Origin of the sequence: Streptomyces sp. HNM0575 (assembly GCF_012726265.1) — a bacterium.
Lineage (GTDB): Bacteria > Actinomycetota > Actinomycetes > Streptomycetales > Streptomycetaceae > Streptomyces.
In genome coordinates, this window is the sequence record NZ_JAASAG010000017.1 from 962 (window position 1) to 21,463 (window position 20,502).

Below are 20,502 nucleotides of genomic sequence, written 5' to 3' on the forward strand. Positions count from 1 at the left end.
ATGACCTCCTCCGATAACCAGTACGTCGAGGCTCTGCGGTCGTCCTTGAAGGAGATCGACCGGCTGCGCAAGCAGAATCAGCAGCTGATCGCGGCCGCCGTCGAACCGATCGCCGTCGTCGGCATGGGCTGCCGCTACCCCGGCGGCGTGAGCACCCCGGAGGAGCTGTGGCAGCTCGTCGCGGAAGGCCGCGAAGGGATCTCCGGCTTCCCCACTGACCGCGGATGGGACCTCGACGCCATCCAGAGCGCCGCCCGTGAAGGCGGGTTCCTGACCGACCCCGCCTCGTTCGACGCCGAGTTCTTCGGGATCTCGCCCCGCGAAGCCGTGGTGATGGACCCGCAGCAGCGGCTGCTGCTGGAGACGAGCTGGGAGGCGTTCGAGCGCGCCGGCATCGGCCAGGAGGCGCTGCGGGGCAGCCAGACGGGCGTCTTCATGGGCACCACCGCCCAGGACTACGCCGACCTCCTCGCCGGCTCCGCCGAGGACGTGGGCCTCTACGCCACCACCGCCTTCGCCGCGAGCGTCCTCTCCGGCCGCATCTCCTACCTGCTGGGGCTCGAAGGTCCGGCGGTGACGGTGGACACCGCGTGCTCGTCGTCGCTGGTGGCCATGCACCTGGCCTCGCAGGCCCTGCGGCAGGGCGAGTGCGATCTGGCACTGGCCGGCGGAGTGGCCGTCATGTCCACCCCCAGCGGCTTCGCCGCCTTCACCTCGCAGGGCGGCCTCGCACCCGACGGGCGCTGCAAGGCGTTCTCCGACGCCGCCGACGGCACCGGCTGGTCCGAGGGCGCGGGTGTCGTCCTGCTGGAGCGGCTCTCCGACGCCAAGCGCAAGAACCACGACATCCTCGCCGTACTGCGTGGTTCGGCCATCAACCAGGACGGCGCGTCGAACGGGCTGACCGCGCCCAACGGCCCGTCCCAACAGCGCGTCATCCGGCAGGCGTTGGCCAACGCGGGTCTCTCGCCGTCCGATGTGCACGCCGTCGAGGCGCACGGCACCGGCACCTCCCTCGGCGACCCCATCGAGGCACAGGCCCTGCTCGCGACGTACGGGCAGGAGCGTGAACACCCGCTGCTGCTCGGCTCCATCAAGTCCAACATCGGCCACCCGCAAGGAGCGGCGGGCGTGGCGGGCGTCATCAAGATGGTGATGTCCCTGAGGGAGGGCCTTCTTCCCAGGACGCTCCACGTGGACGAGCCGTCCGGCAACGTCGACTGGGACGCGGGCGCGGTCCGGCTCCTCACGGAGGCGGCCGACTGGCCCGAGGCGGACGGTCCACGCCGTGCCGGCGTTTCGGCCTTCGGCGTCAGCGGCACCAACGCGCACGTGATCCTGGAGCAGGCGCCCGAGGCCGAGACGACCTCCGAGGAGGACGAGGCAGCGGCAGCGGCGGGAAGCCGGGAGCTGGCCGTACCGTCCGTACTGCCGTGGGTGGTGTCGGGCCGGTCGGAGCGTGCGCTACAGGCCCAACTGGACTCGCTGGCCTCCTTCGTGGAGGGCCACCCCGAGTATTCCCGGGCCGACGTGGGCTTCTCGCTGGCGGCGTCCCGGTCGGTGTTCGAGCATCGTGCGGTGCTGCTGGCGTCGCAGGACGGTCGCACCGAGGTGGCGCGGGGCGCGGTCCCCGACGACGCAGGCGCCCTGCTGGCGGTGGTCTTCTCCGGTCAGGGGAGCCAACGCCTCGGTATGGGGCGGGAGTTGTATGGCCGGTTCCCGGTCTTCGCCGAGGCTTTCGATGCGGTGTTGTCGTATCTGGATCCGGGTCTGCGGGATGTGGTCTGGGGCGATGACGACGAGGACGAACAGGCGCTGAATCGTACGGGGTGGGCGCAGCCTGCCCTGTTCGCCCTTGAAGTGGCGCTGTTCCGCCTGGCGGAGTCCTGGGGCGTCCAGCCCGACTACCTCGCCGGGCACTCCATCGGTGAGATCACGGCCGCCCATGTTGCCGGGGTGTTCTCGCTTGAGGACGCGTGCACGCTGGTGTCGGCACGGGCCCGGTTGATGGAGGCGCTGCCCGAGGGCGGCGCGATGGCCGCCATCGAAACCACCGAAGAGGAAGTCACCCCGCTCCTCACTGAAGACGTGTCGCTGGGGGCGGTCAACGGCCCGTCCTCGGTGGTGGTTTCGGGCGAGGAGAGCGCGGTCACCGCCCTGGTTGAGCGGTTTGAGGAGCGGGGGGTGCGGACGCGGCGGTTGCGGGTTTCGCACGCGTTCCATTCGCCGTTGATGGACCCGATGCTGGACGACTTCCGTACGGCTGTGGCCGGTCTGTCGTTCAGCGAGCCCGAGATCCCGGTGGTCTCGAACCTCACGGGCCGGGTGGCCGACGCCGCGGAGATCGCCTCGCCGGACTATTGGGTGCGGCACGTCCGCGAGCCGGTGCGTTTCGGCGACAGCGTCGAGTGGCTGGCCGGGCAGGACGTCACCGGGTTCCTGGAGTTGGGCCCGGACGGTGTGCTCTCGGCGATGACCGCCCAACTCGCCCCCGAGACCACGGCCGTTCCCGTACTGCGCAAGGACCGTGGCGAAGAGATTGCCGCCCTGACGTCGATCGCTCAACTCCACGTCAACGGGCACGCAGTGGACTTCGCCCGGCTCTTCGAAGGCACCGGCGCCCGGCACGTCGACCTACCGACGTACGCCTTCCAGCACCAGCGCTTCTGGCCCACGGCGGCGGCTCGCACCGGTGACGCCTCGGGTCTGGGACTCAGCGCGGTGGAGCACCCGCTGCTGGGCGCGTCCGTCGAACTGGCAGGCGCCGAAGGGACGTTGTTCACCAGCCGCCTGTCGCTGACCACGCACCCGTGGCTGGCGGACCATGTCGTGCAGGGGAGGGTGCTCTTCCCCGGCACCGGGTTCGTCGAGCTGGCGGTGCGTGCCGGTGACGAGGTCGGCTGCGACCGTGTCGATGAACTGACCCTCGCGGCGCCGCTGGTGATCCCCGAGCAGGGGGCGGTCCAGCTCCAGGTCTCGGTCGGCGTCCCCGACGAGGCCGGGCGCCGCGGCGTCACGGTGCACGCCAGGCCCGACGGCAGCGAGGACGCGGCGTGGGTGGAGCACGCGGTCGGCGTCCTGTCCGTCGACGGCGCGACCGCCGGATTCGACGCCTCGGCCTGGCCGCCCGCGCACGCCGTACCGATGACGGTCGAGGGCTGCTACGAGCGCTTCCCCGAGCTCGGCTTCGACTACGGCCCCGTCTTCCAAGGCCTCCAGGCCGCCTGGCGGGGCGAGGACGGCGACCTCTTCGCCGAGGTCGCCCTGCCCGAGGACACCCCGATCGAGGGCTTCGGACTGCACCCCGCCCTCCTCGACGCCGGCATACACGCCGCAGGCCTCCCGGACGCCGGTGCCGTCGGCCAGGAGGGTCTGCCCTTCTCCTGGCAGGGCGTCTCGCTGCACGCAACCGGCGCCCGCTCGGTCCGCGTGCGGCTCTCCAGGGCGGCCGGGGACGCCATGAGCATCGAGGTGGCCGACGCCGCCGGTGCGCCCGTCGCCACCGTCGAGTCCCTGGTGACGCGTCCGGTTCCGGCGGCCGGTCAGCTGGAGGCGCACGGTCCGCGCGAGGCCCTGTACGTCCTGGACTGGGCACCCGTCACAGCCCCCGTCACCCCCGCATCGCCGACGGACCCGCCGGGACTCGCCGTCGTCGGTCCCGACACGCTGGGCATCGGCGAAAGCCTCGGCGTGGAAGGCACCCCTTGGGCTGACCTCGGCTCCACCGTGACCGTCGATGCCGCGGCATCCCCCAGGACCGTCCTCGTACCCGTGGCGGGCGAATCCGGCGCCGATGCGGCGGAATCCGCTCACGCGGCGGCGGCCCGCGCCCTCGAACTGCTCCAACAGCGGGCGGCGGGCGAGCAGTTCGCGGACAGCCGGCTGGTGTTCGTCACGCGTGGCGCGGTGACGGGTGAGGATCCGGCGGCCGCCGCGGTGTGGGGCCTGGTGCGCTCCGCGCAGTCCGAGCACCCGGGCCGGTTCGGCCTGCTCGACCTCGACGGCACCGACGCGTCCATCGGCGCACTGTCGCAGGCGCTCGACACCGGAGAGCCCCAACTCAGGCTCCACGACGGCCAGATGACGGCCCCACGCCTGGCCAAGGCCGCTGACCGGCAGGAGCCGCGGAGCCCCTGGGACGTCGAAGGCACGGTCGGCACGGTCCTGGTGACGGGCGGCACGGGCGGTCTGGGCGCGGTCGTCGCGCGGCATCTGGTCTCCGAGCACGGTGTACGTGACCTGCTGCTGGTCTCGCGTCGTGGCCAGGAGGCCGACGGGGCGGGGGAGTTGGTCGCCGAGCTGGACGAGCTTGGTGCGCGGGCGGAGGTCGCCGCGTGCGATGTGAGCGATCGCGAGGCGCTGTCGGCGTTGCTGGCCGAGCACCCGGTCGGTGCGGTGGTGCACGCGGCGGGTGTGCTGGACGACGGTGTCATCGAGTCGCTGACGCCCGAGCGCGTGGACTCCGTGTTCCGTCCGAAGGTGGACGCGGCGTGGAACCTGCACGAACTCACCCGCGACCTCGACCTGTCGGCCTTCGTGCTGTTCTCCTCGGCCGCCGGAGTTTTCGGAGGCGCGGGCCAGGGCAACTACGCGGCCGCGAACGCCTTCCTCGACGCGCTCGCCGCCCACCGCCGCCAACTCGGCCTGACCGCCGTCTCGTTGGCCTGGGGCGCCTGGGCACAGACCGCCGGAATGACCGGCGACCTCACCGAGAGCGACATGCGGCGCATCGCCCGCACGGGCATGGCCCCCCTGACCGTCGAGCAAGGGGTGGAACTCTTCGACGCCGCTCTCGCAGGCGGCGACGCGGCAGTGCTGCCGCTGCGGCTCGACCTGAAGGCGGCCCGAGCACAGGGCGAGACACCGCCGCTGCTACGTGGCCTGATACGGACACCGGCGCGAGCCCGCCGGACCGTGGCCGCCGAGACCGGCACGCAGAGCGGACTCATCGCGCACCTCGCCGGGCTCGGCCACTCCGAACGCACCGAGAAACTCACCGACTTGGTACGCGGCGAAGTCGCAGCGGTACTCGGACACGCCGACGCCGCATCGGTCGACGTCACCCGTCCCTTCCAGGGCCTCGGCTTCGACTCCCTCACCGCAGTCGAACTCCGCAACCGGCTGACGGCCTCCACCGGACTGCGGCTCCCGGCGACGCTCGTCTTCGACCACCCGACGGTGACGGTTCTCGCCGAACGCGTACGGGACGAACTCTTCGGCGCCGACGGCGAATCGGGCCTCCCGGCACTCGTCTCACGCGCCGCCGGTGCACTGCCGCCCGTCGCGGACGACCCGGTCGTGATCGTCGGAATGGCGTGCCGCTACCCCGGCGGCGTCGCCTCACCGGAGGACCTGTGGCGGCTCGTACGCGGAGGCGGCGACGCCATCTCCGGCTTCCCCACCAACCGGAACTGGGACCTGGAGAACCTGTACGACCCCGACCCGGACGAACCCGGGAAGACACACGTCGTCCGGGGTGGATTCCTGCACGACGCCGACGAGTTCGACCCCGGCTTCTTCGGAATGTCCCCGCGTGAAGCCCTCGCGACGGACGTCCAGCAGCGGCTCCTGCTGGAGACCTCCTGGCACGCGTTCGAACGCGCCGGCATCGACCCGGTGACGCTCCGCGGCAGTGGCACCGGCGTCTTCGCCGGCGTCATGTCCAACGACTACAGCACGCTGATCAGCGACGACAGCTTCGAGGGCTACCAGGGCACCGGCACCGCACAGAGCGTGCTCTCCGGACGCGTCGCCTACGCACTCGGACTCGAAGGCCCCGCGGTGACGGTGGACACCGCGTGCTCGTCCTCGCTCGTCTCCATGCATCTCGCCGCCCAGGCCCTCCGCGGCGGCGAATGCGAGCTGGCGCTCGCGGGCGGTGTGACGGTCATGTCCACACCGGGCTCCTTCGTCGCCTTCTCGCGGCAGCGGGGGCTGTCGGCGGACGGACGCTGCAAGTCCTTCGCGGATTCCGCCGATGGTGTGGGCTGGTCCGAGGGCGTCGGGCTGGTGGTGCTGGAGCGGCTGTCGGATGCGCGGCGTAACGGGCACCGGGTGCTGGCGGTGCTTCGCGGTTCGGCGGTGAATCAGGATGGTGCGTCGAATGGTTTGACGGCGCCGAACGGTCCGTCCCAACAGCGGGTGATCCGGCAGGCGTTGGCGAGCGCGGGGCTGTCGACCGGTGACGTGGACGTCGTCGAGGCGCATGGCACCGGTACGACGCTGGGCGATCCGATCGAGGCGCAGGCGCTCCTGGCGACATACGGCCGTGATCGTGATCATCCGCTGCTGCTGGGGTCGGTGAAGTCCAACATCGGTCACACGCAGGCGGCTGCGGGTGTCGCTGGTGTGATCAAGATGGTGAAGGCGATGCGGCACGGCAGTCTGCCGCGCACGCTCCACGCGGAGACCCCCTCCTCGCATGTCGACTGGGAAGCCGGTGCTGTCGAGCTGCTGGCGGAGGAGGCGGCGTGGCCGCAGGACGAGCGAGTGCGTCGCGCTGCGGTGTCGTCGTTCGGTGTCAGCGGGACCAACGCCCACCTGATTCTGGAGCAGCCCGCCGAGGTCGTTGAACCGGAGAAGCCGACTTCGGTGTCGGTCTCGCCTGGTGTGGTGCCGGTGTTGGCGTCGGCGAAGTCTGCGGGTGCGCTGGACGGGCAGGTGGAGCGGCTGCGGGAGCGGGTTGCTCAGGGGCCGCGGCTGGATGTGGGTTTCTCGTCGGTGGTGTCGCGGTCGGTGTTCGAGCATCGTGCGGTGCTGCTGGCCGATGAGGAGGGTCTGACCGAGGCGGCTCGCGGTGTGGCGGCTCAGGACCCGGGTCCGCTGGCTGTGGTCTTCTCGGGTCAGGGCAGTCAACGCCTCGGTATGGGGCGGGAGTTGTACGGCCGCTTCCCGGTCTTCGCCGAAGCCTTCGATGCCGTCTTGGCGCACTTGGATCCGGGTCTGCGGGATGTGGTCTGGGGCGAGGACGCGGAAGCGCTGAACCGTACGGGGTGGGCGCAGCCTGCTTTGTTCGGGTTGGAGGTGGCGCTGTTCCGCCTGGCTGAATCGTGGGGCGTCCAGCCGGACTATCTCGCGGGGCACTCCATTGGTGAGATCGCGGCCGCTCATGTTGCCGGGGTGTTCTCGCTTGAGGACGCGTGTGCGTTGGTGTCGGCGCGTGCGCGGTTGATGGAGGCGCTGCCCGAGGGCGGTGCGATGGCCGCCATCGAGACATCCGAGGAAGAGGTCACCCCGTTCCTGACTGAAGGCGTGTCGTTGGGGGCGGTCAACGGTCCGTCATCGGTGGTGGTTTCCGGTGAGGAGGGCGCGGTCACCGAACTCGTCTCGCACTTTGAGGAACAGGGGGTGCGGACGCGGCGGTTGCGGGTTTCGCATGCGTTCCATTCGCCGTTGATGGACCCGATGCTGGAGGACTTCCGCACCGCCATCGAGAACCTGTCCTTCGAGGCCCCGCAGGTGCCGGTGGCGGCATGGGGCGATGTGTCGAGCCCGGAGTACTGGGTGCGGCACGTCCGCGAGGCCGTACGCTTCGGCGACAGCATCGAATGGCTCGCCGAGCAGGACGTCACCACGTTCCTGGAGCTCGGCCCCGACGGCGTGCTCTCCGCGATGGCCGCGGCAATCGCCCCCGAAACCACGGCCGTTCCCGTACTGCGCAAGGACCGTGGCGAAGAAGCAGCCGCCCTGGCGGCGATCGCTCAACTCCACGTCACCGGCCACGAGATGGACTGGGCCCGGATCTTCGAAGGCACCGGCGCACAGCGGATCGACCTGCCCACCTACGCCTTCCAGCACCAGCGCTTCTGGCCCGCCGTGTCCACCCGTACCGGCGACGCATCCGGACTCGGACTCACCGCCGTCGAGCACCCGTTGCTGGGCGCGGCCGTGGAGGTGGCGGGGGCGGACACCCTTCTCTTCACCAGTCGCCTGTCGCTGGCCTCGCACCCGTGGCTGGCCGATCACGCCGTCTACGGACGGGTGTTGTTCCCGGGCACCGGGTTCGTGGAGCTGGCGCTGCGGGCCGGTGACGAGGTCGGCTGCGACCGCGTCGAGGAACTCACCCTCGCGGCACCGCTGGTGATCCCCGAGCAGGGCGCCGTACAGATACAGGTCTCCGTCGCAGCCCCCGACGAGGCCGGCCGCCGCCGACTCGCCGTCTATTCACGGCCCGAGACCGCAGAAGACCTTCCATGGGTGGAGCACGCCGTCGGCGTACTGGCCGAAGAGCAGCCGTCGACGGCCGAGTTCGACGCTTCCGTATGGCCGCCGGCTGGCGCGGCACCGATGGAAGTCGAGGGCTGCTACGAGCGGTTCGCCGACGTCGGCTTCGACTACGGCCCCGTCTTCCAAGGCCTCCAGGCCGCCTGGCGTGGCGAGGACGGCGAATTCTTCGCCGAGGTCACTCTGCCCGAGGACACCCCGATCGAGGGCTTCGGACTGCACCCCGCGCTCCTCGACGCAAGCCTGCACACCGGTGCCGTCGACGCTTCACAGGCGGGCAGCGGTGAAGTGCCCTTCTCCTGGCAGGGGTTGTCGCTGCACGCATCAGGCGCGAGGACGGTACGGGTGCGCCTGAAGTCGGCAGGTGACGGAGCCATGGCGCTCACAGCCGCGTCGCCGTCGGGCGAACTGGTCGCGTCCGTCGAGGCGTTGGTCACGCGCACGCTGTCGACCGACCAGCTTCGGGACGAGCGCCGCGCGCAAGACGCACTGTTCGGCGTGTCCTGGACGCCGGTCTCGGTGCAGGACGTCGCCCGGACTGCCGCCGTCGTCGGGCCGGATCCGCTGGGGCTTGCGCAAAGCCTCGCCGAGGCGGATGCCCATGCGGATCTGAGCGCTGTCGCTCCGGCGGTGGCGGACGTGGTTCTGGCGCCGGTCGTCGGCGCGACGGACGACGATGCGGCCGCTTCCGCGCACGCGACCTCCGCTCATGTCCTGGAGCTGATCCAGGAATGGCTGAGCGACCAGCGGTTCGCGGGTTCGCGGCTCGTCTTCGTCACCCGTGATGCGGTGTCGGGTGAGGATCCGGCGGCTGCGGTGGTGTGGGGTCTGGTGCGGTCGGCGCAGTCCGAGCACCCGGGCCGTTTCGGGCTGCTGGACGTCGACGACACGGAGGCGTCGCTGGACGTCCTGGCACACGCGCTGGGTGCGGACGAGCCGCAGCTGTCGGTGCGGGAGGGAGAGGTGCGGGCGGCGCGTCTGTCCCGCGCCACGTCCTCCGGTGAGGCTGTGGCGTGGGACGCTGCGGGCACGGTCCTGGTGACGGGCGGCACGGGTGGTCTGGGTGCGGTCGTGGCGCGGCATCTGGTCTCCGAGCACGGTGTACGCGATCTGCTGCTGGTGTCGCGTCGTGGCCAGGAGGCCGACGGCGCGGGGGAGTTGACCGCCGAGCTGGACGAGCTTGGTGCGCGAGTTGAGGTCGCTGCGTGTGACGTCGGCGATCGCGAGGCGCTGTCGGCGCTGCTGGCGGAGCACACGATCGGTGCCGTGGTCCACGCGGCCGGCGTGCTCGATGACGGTGTGATCGAGTCCCTGACACCGGAGCGTGTGGACTCCGTGCTACGTCCGAAGGTGGACGCGGCGTGGCATCTGCACGAGTTGACCCGTGACCGGGATCTGTCGGCGTTCGTACTGTTCTCCTCCGCCGCCGGCGTGCTGGGAAGCGCGGGCCAGGGCAACTACGCCGCAGGGAACGCCTTCTTGGACGCGCTCGCTGCCCACCGTCGTCAACTGGGCCTTCCCGCGGTGTCGTTGGCGTGGGGCGCGTGGGCCGAGACGGGCATGCTCGCCGAGACCGACGTGGAACGGATGGCGCGCGCCGGTATGCCGCCGCTGAGCACGGCCGAGGGGCTGGAGCTGTTCGATGCGGCCCTTGGCGCCGACGAGGCGGCGCTCGTACCCGTCAGGCTCGACCTGCCGGTACTGCGTGCGCGCGGCGAAGTTCTCCCACTCCTACGAGGACTGATCCGTGTCCGGTCTCGACGCTCCGTCGCCGGCTCGGAGACGGCGGCCTCGCTGGTGCAGCGGTTGGGTGGTCTGGAGGAGAGTGAGCGGTACGACGCGCTGCTGGATCTGGTGCGCGGCGAGGTCGCCGGGGTGCTGGGTCACGCTGACGCGGCAGCCGTGGAGGCGTCCCGTGCGTTCCAGGATCTGGGCTTCGATTCGCTGACGGCGGTGGAGCTGCGTAACCGTCTGACTTCCGTCACGGGCCTGCGGCTGCCGGCGACGCTCGTCTTCGACTATCCGACTGCTGCTGCTCTCGCGGCGCATCTGCGGGAGGAGCTGTTCGGTGCGGAGCTGGGCGAACTCGTCGTGCCTTCGCGGGTGTTGCCGTCGTTGGCGGATGATCCGGTTGTGATTGTGGGGATGTCGTGCCGTTATCCGGGCGGCGTTGCCTCGCCTGAGGATTTGTGGCGGCTGGTGTCGGAGGGCGCGGACGCGATCAGCGACTTCCCGGCCGACCGCGGCTGGGATCTGGAGTCGCTCTTCGACTCTGATCCGGATCACCCCGGTACCTCCTACACCCGCCGTGGTGGGTTCCTTCGCGACGCGGCGGAGTTCGACCCGGAGTTCTTCGGGATGTCGCCGCGTGAGGCGTTGGCGACGGATGCGCAGCAGCGGTTGTTGCTGGAGGCGACGTGGGAGGCGCTGGAGCGTACCGGCGCCGATCCGGCCGATCTGCGTGGCAGCCAGACGGGCGTCTTCGCGGGCGTGATGTACAACGACTACGCCTCGCTCCTGGACGGCGGAGAACTGGAAGGCCAACAAGGACAGGGCAGCTCCGGAAGCATCGCTTCGGGCCGAATCGCGTACACCTTCGGTTTCGAGGGTCCGGCGGTGACGGTGGACACGGCGTGCTCGTCGTCGCTGGTGGCGATGCACTGGGCGGCGCAGGCCCTGCGGTCGGGTGAGTGCGACCTGGCGCTGGCCGGTGGTGTGACGGTGATGTCGACGCCCAACCCCTTCGTGGAGTTCTCGCGGCAGCGGGGTCTGTCTGAGGACGGGCGCTGCAAGGCGTATGGGGATTCTGCTGATGGTGTGGGCTGGTCCGAGGGTGTCGGGCTTGTGGTGCTGGAGCGGTTGTCGGATGCGCGGCGTAACGGGCACCGGGTGCTGGCGGTGCTGCGCGGGAGCGCGGTGAATCAGGATGGTGCGTCGAATGGTTTGACGGCGCCGAACGGTCCGTCGCAGCAGCGGGTGATTCGGCAGGCGTTGGCGAGCGCCGGGTTGTCGACGTCTGATGTGGATGCCGTGGAGGGTCACGGGACGGGGACGTCGTTGGGTGACCCGATCGAGGCGCAGGCTTTGATGGCGACTTACGGGCAGGAGCGGGATGCCGAGCGGCCGCTGTTGTTGGGGTCGATCAAGTCCAATATCGGGCATACGCAGGCGGCTGCGGGTGTCGCGGGTGTGATCAAGATGGTGGAGGCGATGCGGCACGGCAACCTGCCGCGCACTCTCCACGCGGAGACCCCGTCTTCGCATGTGGATTGGGAGGCCGGTGCTGTCGAGCTGTTGGCCGAGGAGGCGGCGTGGCCGCAGGACGAGCGGGTGCGCCGTGCCGCGGTCTCGTCGTTCGGTGTCAGCGGGACCAACGCCCATCTGATTCTGGAGCAGCCCGCCGAGGTCGTTGAACCGGAGAAGCCGACTTCGGTGTCGGTCTCGCCTGGTGTGGTGCCGGTGTTGGCGTCGGCGAAGTCGGTGGTGGCGTTGGATGGGCAGGTGGAGGCGTTGGGTGCCTGTGCCCGGGAGCGTTCGCGGTTGGATGTGGGTTTCTCGTCGGTGGTCTCCCGGTCGGTGTTCGAGCATCGTGCGGTGCTGCTGGCCGACGAGGACGGGCTGGCGGAGGCTGCTCGCGGTGTGAGCATGTCCGATCCGGGTCCGTTGGCTGTGGTCTTCTCGGGTCAGGGGAGTCAACGGCTTGGTATGGGGCGGGAGTTGTATGGGCGGTTCCCGGTCTTCGCCGAGGCCTTCGATGCCGTCCTGGCGCACCTGGACCCGGGCTTGCGGGATGTGGTCTGGGGCGAGGACGAGGAGGCGCTGAATCGTACGGGGTGGGCTCAGCCTGCGCTCTTCGCCCTGGAAGTGGCCCTGTTCCGCCTGGCGGAGTCCTGGGGCGTCCAGCCGGACTATCTCGCCGGGCACTCCATTGGTGAGATCGCGGCCGCTCATGTCGCGGGGGTGTTGTCCCTTCCTGATGCGTGTGGGTTGGTGTCGGCGCGTGCGCGGTTGATGGAGGCGCTGCCCGAGGGCGGCGCGATGGCCGCCATCGAGACATCCGAGGAAGAGATCACCCCGTTCCTCACCGAAGACGTGTCGCTGGGGGCGGTCAACGGTCCGTCCTCGGTGGTGGTCTCCGGTGAGGAGAGCGCGGTCACCGCCCTGGTGGAGCGCTTTGACGAACAGGGGGTCCGCACCCGGCGGTTGCGGGTCTCGCATGCGTTCCATTCGCCGTTGATGGACCCGATGTTGGACGACTTCCGTACCGCCATCGAAGGCCTGGCCTTCGAGGCCCCGCAGGTGCCGGTTGCGGCGTGGGGTGATGTGTCGAGCCCGGAGTATTGGGTGCGGCACGTCCGGGAGGCCGTTCGCTTCGGCGACAGCGTCGAGTGGCTGGCCGAGCAGGACGTCACCACATTCCTGGAACTGGGCCCCGACGGCGTACTTTCCGCGATGGCCGCGGTAATCGTCCCCGAGACAGTGGCCGTTCCTGTACTGCGCAAGGACCGTGGCGAAGAGATTGCCGCCCTGGCGTCGATCGCTCAACTCCACGTCAACGGGCACGCAGTGGACTTCGCCCGGCTCTTCGACGGTACCGGCGCACAGCGGATCGACCTGCCCACCTACTCCTTCCAGCACCAGCGCTTCTGGCCCACGGCCACTCACCGCCGCGGTGATGTGCGGGCCGCGGGCATGGAGTCGGTGGACCATCCGCTGCTGGGCGCGTCCGTCGAACTGGCGGGTGCCGAAGGGACGTTGTTCACCAGTCGCCTGTCGCTGGCCACGCACCCGTGGCTGGCCGACCATGCTGTGTTCGGGCGGGTGTTGTTCCCGGGCACCGGGTTCGTGGAGCTGGCGCTGCGGGCCGGTGACGAGGTCGGCTGCGACCGCGTTGAGGAACTCACCCTCGCGGCACCGCTGGTGATCCCCGAGCAAGGGGCGATCCAGGTACAGGTCTCCGTCGGCGCCCCCGACGAGTCCGCCCGCCGGAGCGTCACGGTGCACGCCAGGCCGGACGGTGGCGAGGACGTTCCGTGGGTGGAGCACGCGGTCGGCGTACTGGCCGAAGAGCAGCCGGCGACGGCCGGGTTCGACGCTTCCGTGTGGCCGCCGGCGGGCGCCGCAGCTGTGGACGTCGAGGGCTGCTACGAGCGGTTCGCCGACGCGGGCTTCGACTACGGCCCCGTCTTCCAAGGCCTCCAGGCCGCCTGGCGGGGCGAGGACGGCGACCTCTTCGCCGAGGTCGCCCTGCCCGAGGACACCAGGACCAATGGCTTCGGCCTCCATCCCGCACTGCTCGATGCAGCGCTCCACGCCTCCGGTGCAAGCGACGGATCAGGGGCGGGAGTTGGGCTTCCGTTCGCCTGGGAAGGCGTGTCGCTGCACGCGACCGGGGCTTCGAGGATTCGTGTGCGCCTCACCCGCGACGGCGAAGGGGCGACTTCACTCGACGTGGCGGACACGTCGGGCCGCCCCGTAGCCTCCGTGGGGTCGCTGGTCACCCGGCCCGTCTCGGCGGATCAGCTCGGTGACGCCGGAGCCGCGCGGGACGGGCTCCTGGCCGTCCAGTGGACGCCCGTATCCGCCCAGCCCGTGCCGGACGGCCGGACACTCGCCTCCGTCGGCGAGGACGTCGCCGGAGCGGTCAGCGCACTGCGCAGCGCAGGTTTCGCCATCGAGGCGGTGGAGGACCTCGCGGAGTTCGACGGCCCCACGGCACCGGATGTGGTTCTGGTGCCGGTCAGCGGCGGGACGGGCGCGGAAGCCGATGTCGCGGACACCGCCCGTACCCTCACCTGCCGGGCTCTGGAACAGACGCAACTGTGGCTGCGTGAGGAGCAGTTCGCACGCTCGCGGCTGGTGTTCGTGACGCGTGGTGCGGTGTCGGGTGAGGATCCGGCGGCTGCGGTGGTGTGGGGTCTGGTGCGGTCGGCGCAGTCGGAGCATCCGGGCCGGTTCGGGCTGCTGGATGTGGATGGCGCGGAGGCGTCGCTGGACGTGCTGGCGCAGGCGCTGGGCGTGGACGAGCCGCAGGTGGCGGTTTGTGAAGGCCGGGTTCTGGCTGCGCGTTTGGGTCGGGTTGCTTCTTCTGGTGAGGCTGTGGCGTGGGGTTCTGCGGGACCGGTGTTGGTCACTGGTGGTACGGGTGGTCTGGGTGCGGTCGTGGCGCGGCATCTGGTGTCCGAGCACGGTGTATGTGATCTGCTGCTGGTGTCGCGTCGTGGCCAGGAGGCCGACGGTGCGGGGGAGTTGACCGCTGAACTGGCCGGGCAGGGCGCCCGAGTTGAGGTCGCTGCGTGTGACGTCGGCGATCGCGAGGCGCTGTCGGCGCTGCTGGCCGAGCACACGATCGGTGCGGTGGTCCATGCGGCCGGCGTGCTGGATGACGGTGTGATCGAGTCCCTGACGCCTGAGCGGGTGGACTCCGTGTTCCGTCCGAAGGTGGATGCCGCCTGGAACCTGCACGAACTCACCCGCGACCGGGACCTGTCGGCGTTCGTGCTGTTCTCCTCGGCCGCCGGGGTGTTCGGCAACGCGGGTCAGGGCAACTACGCCGCGGCCAATGCGTTCCTGGACGCGCTGGCCGCCCATCGTCGTGAACTCGGTCTGCCCGCGGTGTCGTTGGCGTGGGGTGCGTGGGCCGGGGAGGGCATGCTCGCCGAGGCGGACGCCGAGCGGATGTCCCGGGCCGGTATGCCGCCGTTGGGTACGGCCGAGGGTCTGGAGCTGTTCGATGCAGCCCTTGGCGCCGACGAGGCGGCGCTCGTTCCGGTGCGCCTCGACCTGCCGGTACTGAGGTCCCGGGGTGAAGTGGCGCCGCTGCTGCGCGGGTTGATACGTACGCGTGCACGTCGGGCCGTCGCCGGATCGGAGACGGCGGCCTCGCTGGTGCGGCGGCTGAACGGCCTCGGCGACAGCGAGCGGTTCGACGCGCTGCTGACGATGGTCCGTGCGGAGGTCGCGGGCGTACTGGGGCATGCCGGCGCGGCAGCGGTGGAAGCGACCCGGGCGTTCCAGGACCTGGGCTTCGACTCGCTGACGGCGGTGGAGCTGCGCAACCGTCTGACGACAACGACCGGTCTGCGACTGCCGGCCACACTCGTCTTCGACTACCCGACCGCGACGGGTCTCGCGCAGCACCTCGTCGACGAACTGTTCAACGCGGACACGCGCGCCGTCTCCGAAATGCCCACCCTCGCGACGACCGCGGATGACCCCGTCGTCATCGTGGGGATGTCGTGCCGCTATCCGGGCGGGGTCGGTTCTCCTGAGGATTTGTGGCGGCTCGTGTCGGAGGGCGCGGACGCGATCAGCGACTTCCCGGCCGACCGCGGCTGGGACTTGGAGCGGTTGTTCCATCCGGATCCGGACCACCCGGGCACCTCGTATACGCGTCGTGGTGGGTTCTTGGGTGAGGCGGCGCAGTTCGATCCGCAGTTCTTCGGGATGTCTCCGCGTGAGGCGTTGGCGACGGATGCGCAACAGCGGTTGTTGCTGGAGGCGACGTGGGAGGCGCTGGAGCGTACCGGCGCCGACCCGGTCGCGCTGCGGGGAAGCCGTACGGGCGTGTTCGCGGGCGTGATGTACAACGACTACGCCCAACTTCTCGACGCCGAAAGCGAAGGACACCAGGGATTCGGAAGCTCTCCGAGTGTGGTGTCGGGTCGGGTGTCGTACACCTTCGGTTTCGAGGGTCCGGCGGTGACGGTGGACACGGCGTGCTCGTCGTCGCTGGTGGCCATGCATCTCGCCGCCCAGGCCCTCCGCGGCGGCGAATGCGAGCTGGCGCTCGCGGGCGGTGTGACGGTGATGTCGACCCCCGCTGCGTTTGTGGGCTTCTCGCGGCAGCGGGGTCTGTCTGAGGACGGGCGCTGCAAGGCGTATGGGGATTCTGCTGATGGTGTGGGCTGGTCCGAGGGTGTCGGGCTTGTGGTGCTGGAGCGGTTGTCGGATGCGCGGCGTAACGGGCACCGGGTGCTGGCGGTGCTGCGCGGGAGCGCGGTGAATCAGGATGGTGCGTCGAATGGTTTGACGGCGCCGAACGGTCCGTCGCAGCAGCGGGTGATTCGGCAGGCGTTGGCCAGCGCCGGGTTGTCGACGTCTGATGTGGATGCCGTGGAGGGTCACGGGACGGGGACGTCGTTGGGTGACCCGATCGAGGCGCAGGCGTTGATGGCGACTTACGGGCAGGAGCGGGATGCTGAGCGGCCGCTGCTGTTGGGGTCGATCAAGTCCAATCTGGGTCATACGCAGGCGGCTGCGGGCGTTGCTGGTGTGATCAAGATGGTGGAGGCGATGCGGCACGGCAGCCTGCCGCGCACTCTCCACGCAGAAACTCCGTCTTCGCATGTCGACTGGGAAGCGGGAGCAGTTGAGCTGCTGGCCGAGGAGACGGAGTGGCCGCAGGACGAGCGGGTGCGCCGTGCCGCGGTGTCGTCGTTCGGGGTCAGCGGTACCAACGCCCACCTCATTCTCGAACAGCCCGACGAGCCCGCTGAGTTCACCCAGGGCGACGATCAAGAGAAGCGAGAAGCGGACCTCTCGCCTGGTGTGGTGCCGGTGTTGGCGTCGGCGAAGTCGGCGGGTGCGTTGGATGGGCAGGTGGAGGCGTTGGGTGCCTGTGCCCGGGAGCGTTCGCCGGTGGATGTGGGTTTCTCGTCGGTGGTGTCGCGGTCGGTGTTCGAGCATCGTGCGGTGCTGCTGGCCGACGAGGACGGACTGAGCGAGGCGGCTCGGGGTGTGGCGGCTCAGGGCCCGGGTCCGCTGGCAGTGGTCTTCTCGGGTCAGGGCAGTCAACGGCTTGGTATGGGGCGGGAGTTGTATGGCCGCTTCCCGGTCTTCGCCGAGGCTTTCGATGCCGTCCTGGCGCACCTGGACCCGGGTCTACGGGATGTGATCTGGGGCGAGGATGCGGAGGCGCTGAACCGGACCGGTTGGGCTCAGCCTGCGCTCTTCGCCCTGGAAGTGGCCCTCTTCCGCCTTGCCGAATCGTGGGGCGTCCAGCCCGACTACCTGGCCGGTCACTCCATCGGTGAGATCGCCGCCGCTCATGTCGCTGGCGTCCTCTCCCTACCTGACGCGTGTGCGTTGGTGTCGGCGCGTGCGCGGTTGATGGAGGCGCTGCCCGAGGGCGGTGCGATGGCCGCCATCGAAACCACCGAAGAGGAAGTCACCCCGTTCCTCACTGAAGACGTATCCCTGGGGGCGGTCAACGGTCCGTCCTCGGTGGTGGTCTCCGGTGAGGAGAGCGCGGTCACCGCCCTGATCGAGCGCTTTGAGGAGCAGGGGGTGCGCACCCGGCGGTTGCGGGTCTCGCACGCGTTCCATTCGCCGTTGATGGACCCGATGCTGGAGGACTTCCGTACCGCCATCGAAGGCCTGTCCTTCGAGGCGCCGCGGGTGCCGGTGGCGGCGTGGGGTGATGTGTCGAGCCCGGAGTATTGGGTGCGGCACGTCCGCGAGGCCGTACGCTTCGGCGACAGCATCGAATGGCTCGCCGAGCAAGACGTCACCACATTCCTGGAACTCGGCCCCGACGGCGTACTGTCCGCCATGACCGCGGCAATCGCCCCCGAAACCACGGCCGTTCCCGTCCTGCGCAAGGACCGCGGCGAAGAGGCCGCCGCACTCACCGCGTTGGGCCGTCTGCACGTCAACGGTGTGCCCGTCGAGTGGGCACGGCTCTTCGACCGTACCGGCGCCCGACGCATCGACCTGCCCACGTACGCCTTCCAGCACCAGCGCTTCTGGCCCACGGCCACCACTCGTCCCGGGGACGCATCCGGGTTCGGATTCGATGCCGCAGAGCACCCGTTGCTGGGCGCGGCGGTCGAACTGGCCGACGGCGACGGGGTGTTGTTCACCAGCCGCCTGTCGCTGGCCACGCACCCGTGGCTGGCCGATCACGTCGTCATGGGACAGATCCTGGTGCCCGGCGCGGCGCTGGTCGAACTGGCGCTGCGAGCCGGTGACGAGGTCGGCTGCGACCGCGTCGAAGACCTCACCATGGTCGCCCCCTTGGCGCTGGCCGAGCAGAGCGCGGTGCGGGTCCAGGTGTCCGTGGGCGCCCCGGACGGTGCCGAGCGCCGGCCGGTCGCCGTGTACTCCCGTCCCGAGGACGCAACCGACGTGCCGTGGACCCAGCACGCCGCCGGCACACTCGGAACGGGAGCACCGGGGATCGGCGCCTCGTGGCCGGACGCCCACGTCTGGCCGCCGGTCGACGCGGTACCGGCGGACGTCGAGGACTGCTACGAGCGGTTCGCCGACGCGGGCTTCGACTACGGCCCCGTCTTCCAAGGCCTCCAGGCCGCCTGGCGGGGCGAGGACGGCGACCTCTTCGCCGAGGTCGCCCTGCCCGAGGACACCAGGACCAGCGGCTTCGGCCTCCACCCCGCACTGCTCGACGCAGCGCTGCACGCGTCTTTGCTGGGCGGAGAGGACGAGAGCCAGGCCCAGCCTCCGGGGTTGCCCTTCTCCTGGGAGGGCATCACGCTGCATGCCACAGGGGCCTCGGCGGTCCGGGTGCGTCTGACGCGCGGCGCCGACCGTTCGATGGCCATCGCCGTTGCGGACCGGTCGGGCTCTCTGGTGGCGACCGTCGAGTCGCTGTCCATACGGGCGATCTCCAAGGAGCAGCTCGCGGATCTCCGTGGAGCACCCGATGCGCTGTTCGGCGTCGAGTGGACTGCCGTACCGGCAGGCGAGGCGCCCACGGATCAGGTGGCGCTCGTGGGCTCGGACACCCTGGGACTGGCCGACGTGCTCGATGCGGCCCGCGTTCCCGTCGACGTCCAGCCGGACCTGATGTCCATGGGCGGGCTGGTGCCGGACCTGGTCCTGGCCCCACTGACGGGCGAGACCACCGGGCCCACGACTGCCGAATCCGCGCACATGGCGGCGGGGCAGGCGCTGGAGTCGATCCAGGAGTGGCTGATCGACCCGCGGTTCGCGGGTTCGCGGCTCGTCTTCGTCACCCGTGGTGCGGTGTCGGGTGAGGATCCGGCGGCTGCGGTGGTGTGGGGTCTGGTGCGTTCGGCGCAGTCGGAGCATCCGGGCCGTTTCGGGCTGCTGGATCTGGATGGCGCGGAGGCGTCGCTGGACGTGCTGGCGCAGGCGCTGGGTGCGGATGAGCCGCAGGTGGCGGTTCGTGAAGGCCGGGTTCTGGCTGCGCGTTTGGGTCGTGTTGCTTCTTCCGGTGAGGCTGTGGCGTGGGACGCTGCGGGCACGGTGTTGGTCACCGGTGGTACGGGTGGTCTGGGTGCGGTCGTGGCGCGGCATCTGGTCTCCGAGCACGGTGTACGGGATCTGCTGCTGGTGTCGCGTCGTGGCCAGGAGGCCGACGGCGCGGGGGAGTTGACCGCTGAACTGGCCGGGCAGGGCGCGCAGGTGGAGGTCGCTGCGTGTGACGTCGGCGATCGCGAGGCGCTGTCCGCGCTGCTGGCCGAGCACCCGGTCGGTGCGGTGGTGCACGCGGCGGGCGTCCTGGACGACGGCGTGATCGAGTCGCAGTCCCCGGAGCGTCTGGAGAGTGTCTTCCGTCCGAAGGTGGATGCCGCCTGGAACCTGCATGAACTGACCCGTGGCCTAGATCTGTCGGCGTTCGTGCTGTTCTCCTCGGCCGCCGGGGTGTTCGGTAATGCGGGTCAGGGCAATTACGCGGCCGCCAATGCGTTCTTGGACGCGCTGGCCGCCCATCGTCGTGAACTCGGTCTGCCTGCGGTGTCGTTGGCGTGGGGCGCCTGGAGTGAGGCGGGCATGCTCGCCGAGGCGGACGCCGAGCGGATGGCCCGTTCGGGCATGCCGCCTCTGGGTACGGCCGAGGGTCTGGAGCTGTTCGACACGGCTCTCGCGACTGGCGAGCCCGTCTTGGTGCCGGTGCGCCTGGACCTGCCGGTACTGAGGTCCCGGGGTGAAGTGCCGCCGCTGCTGCGCGGGTTGATACGTACGCGTACGCGTCGCACCGCCGATAGTTCTGACGCCGCTGTCTCGCTGGTGCAGCGGTTGGGTGGTCTGGAGGAGAGCGAGCGGTACGACGCGCTGCTGGATCTGGTACGCGGCGAGGTCGCCGGAGTGCTCGGTTTTGGGGGCGGTGCGGAGATCGACGCGTCCCGTGCGTTCCAGGACCTGGGCTTCGATTCGCTGACGGCGGTCGAGCTGCGTAACCGGCTGACTTCCGTCACGGGCCTGCGGCTGCCGGCGACGCTCGTCTTCGACTATCCGACTGCTGCTGCTCTCGCGACGCATCTGCGGGAGGAGTTGTTCGGTGCGGAGCCGGGC

The 20,502-nt window shown here is 70.3% G+C and carries 1 protein-coding gene (running past one end of the window); it reads left to right on the forward strand.

What is annotated here, in order from left to right; translation table 11 throughout:
- Positions 1 to 20,502: the 5' portion of a type I polyketide synthase gene (locus HCC61_RS28730; RefSeq protein ID WP_169140537.1), read on the forward strand. It continues 10,497 nt past the right edge of the window; only the first 20,502 of its 30,999 coding nucleotides appear in the window; the start codon lies at positions 1 to 3; the stop codon falls past the right edge of the window.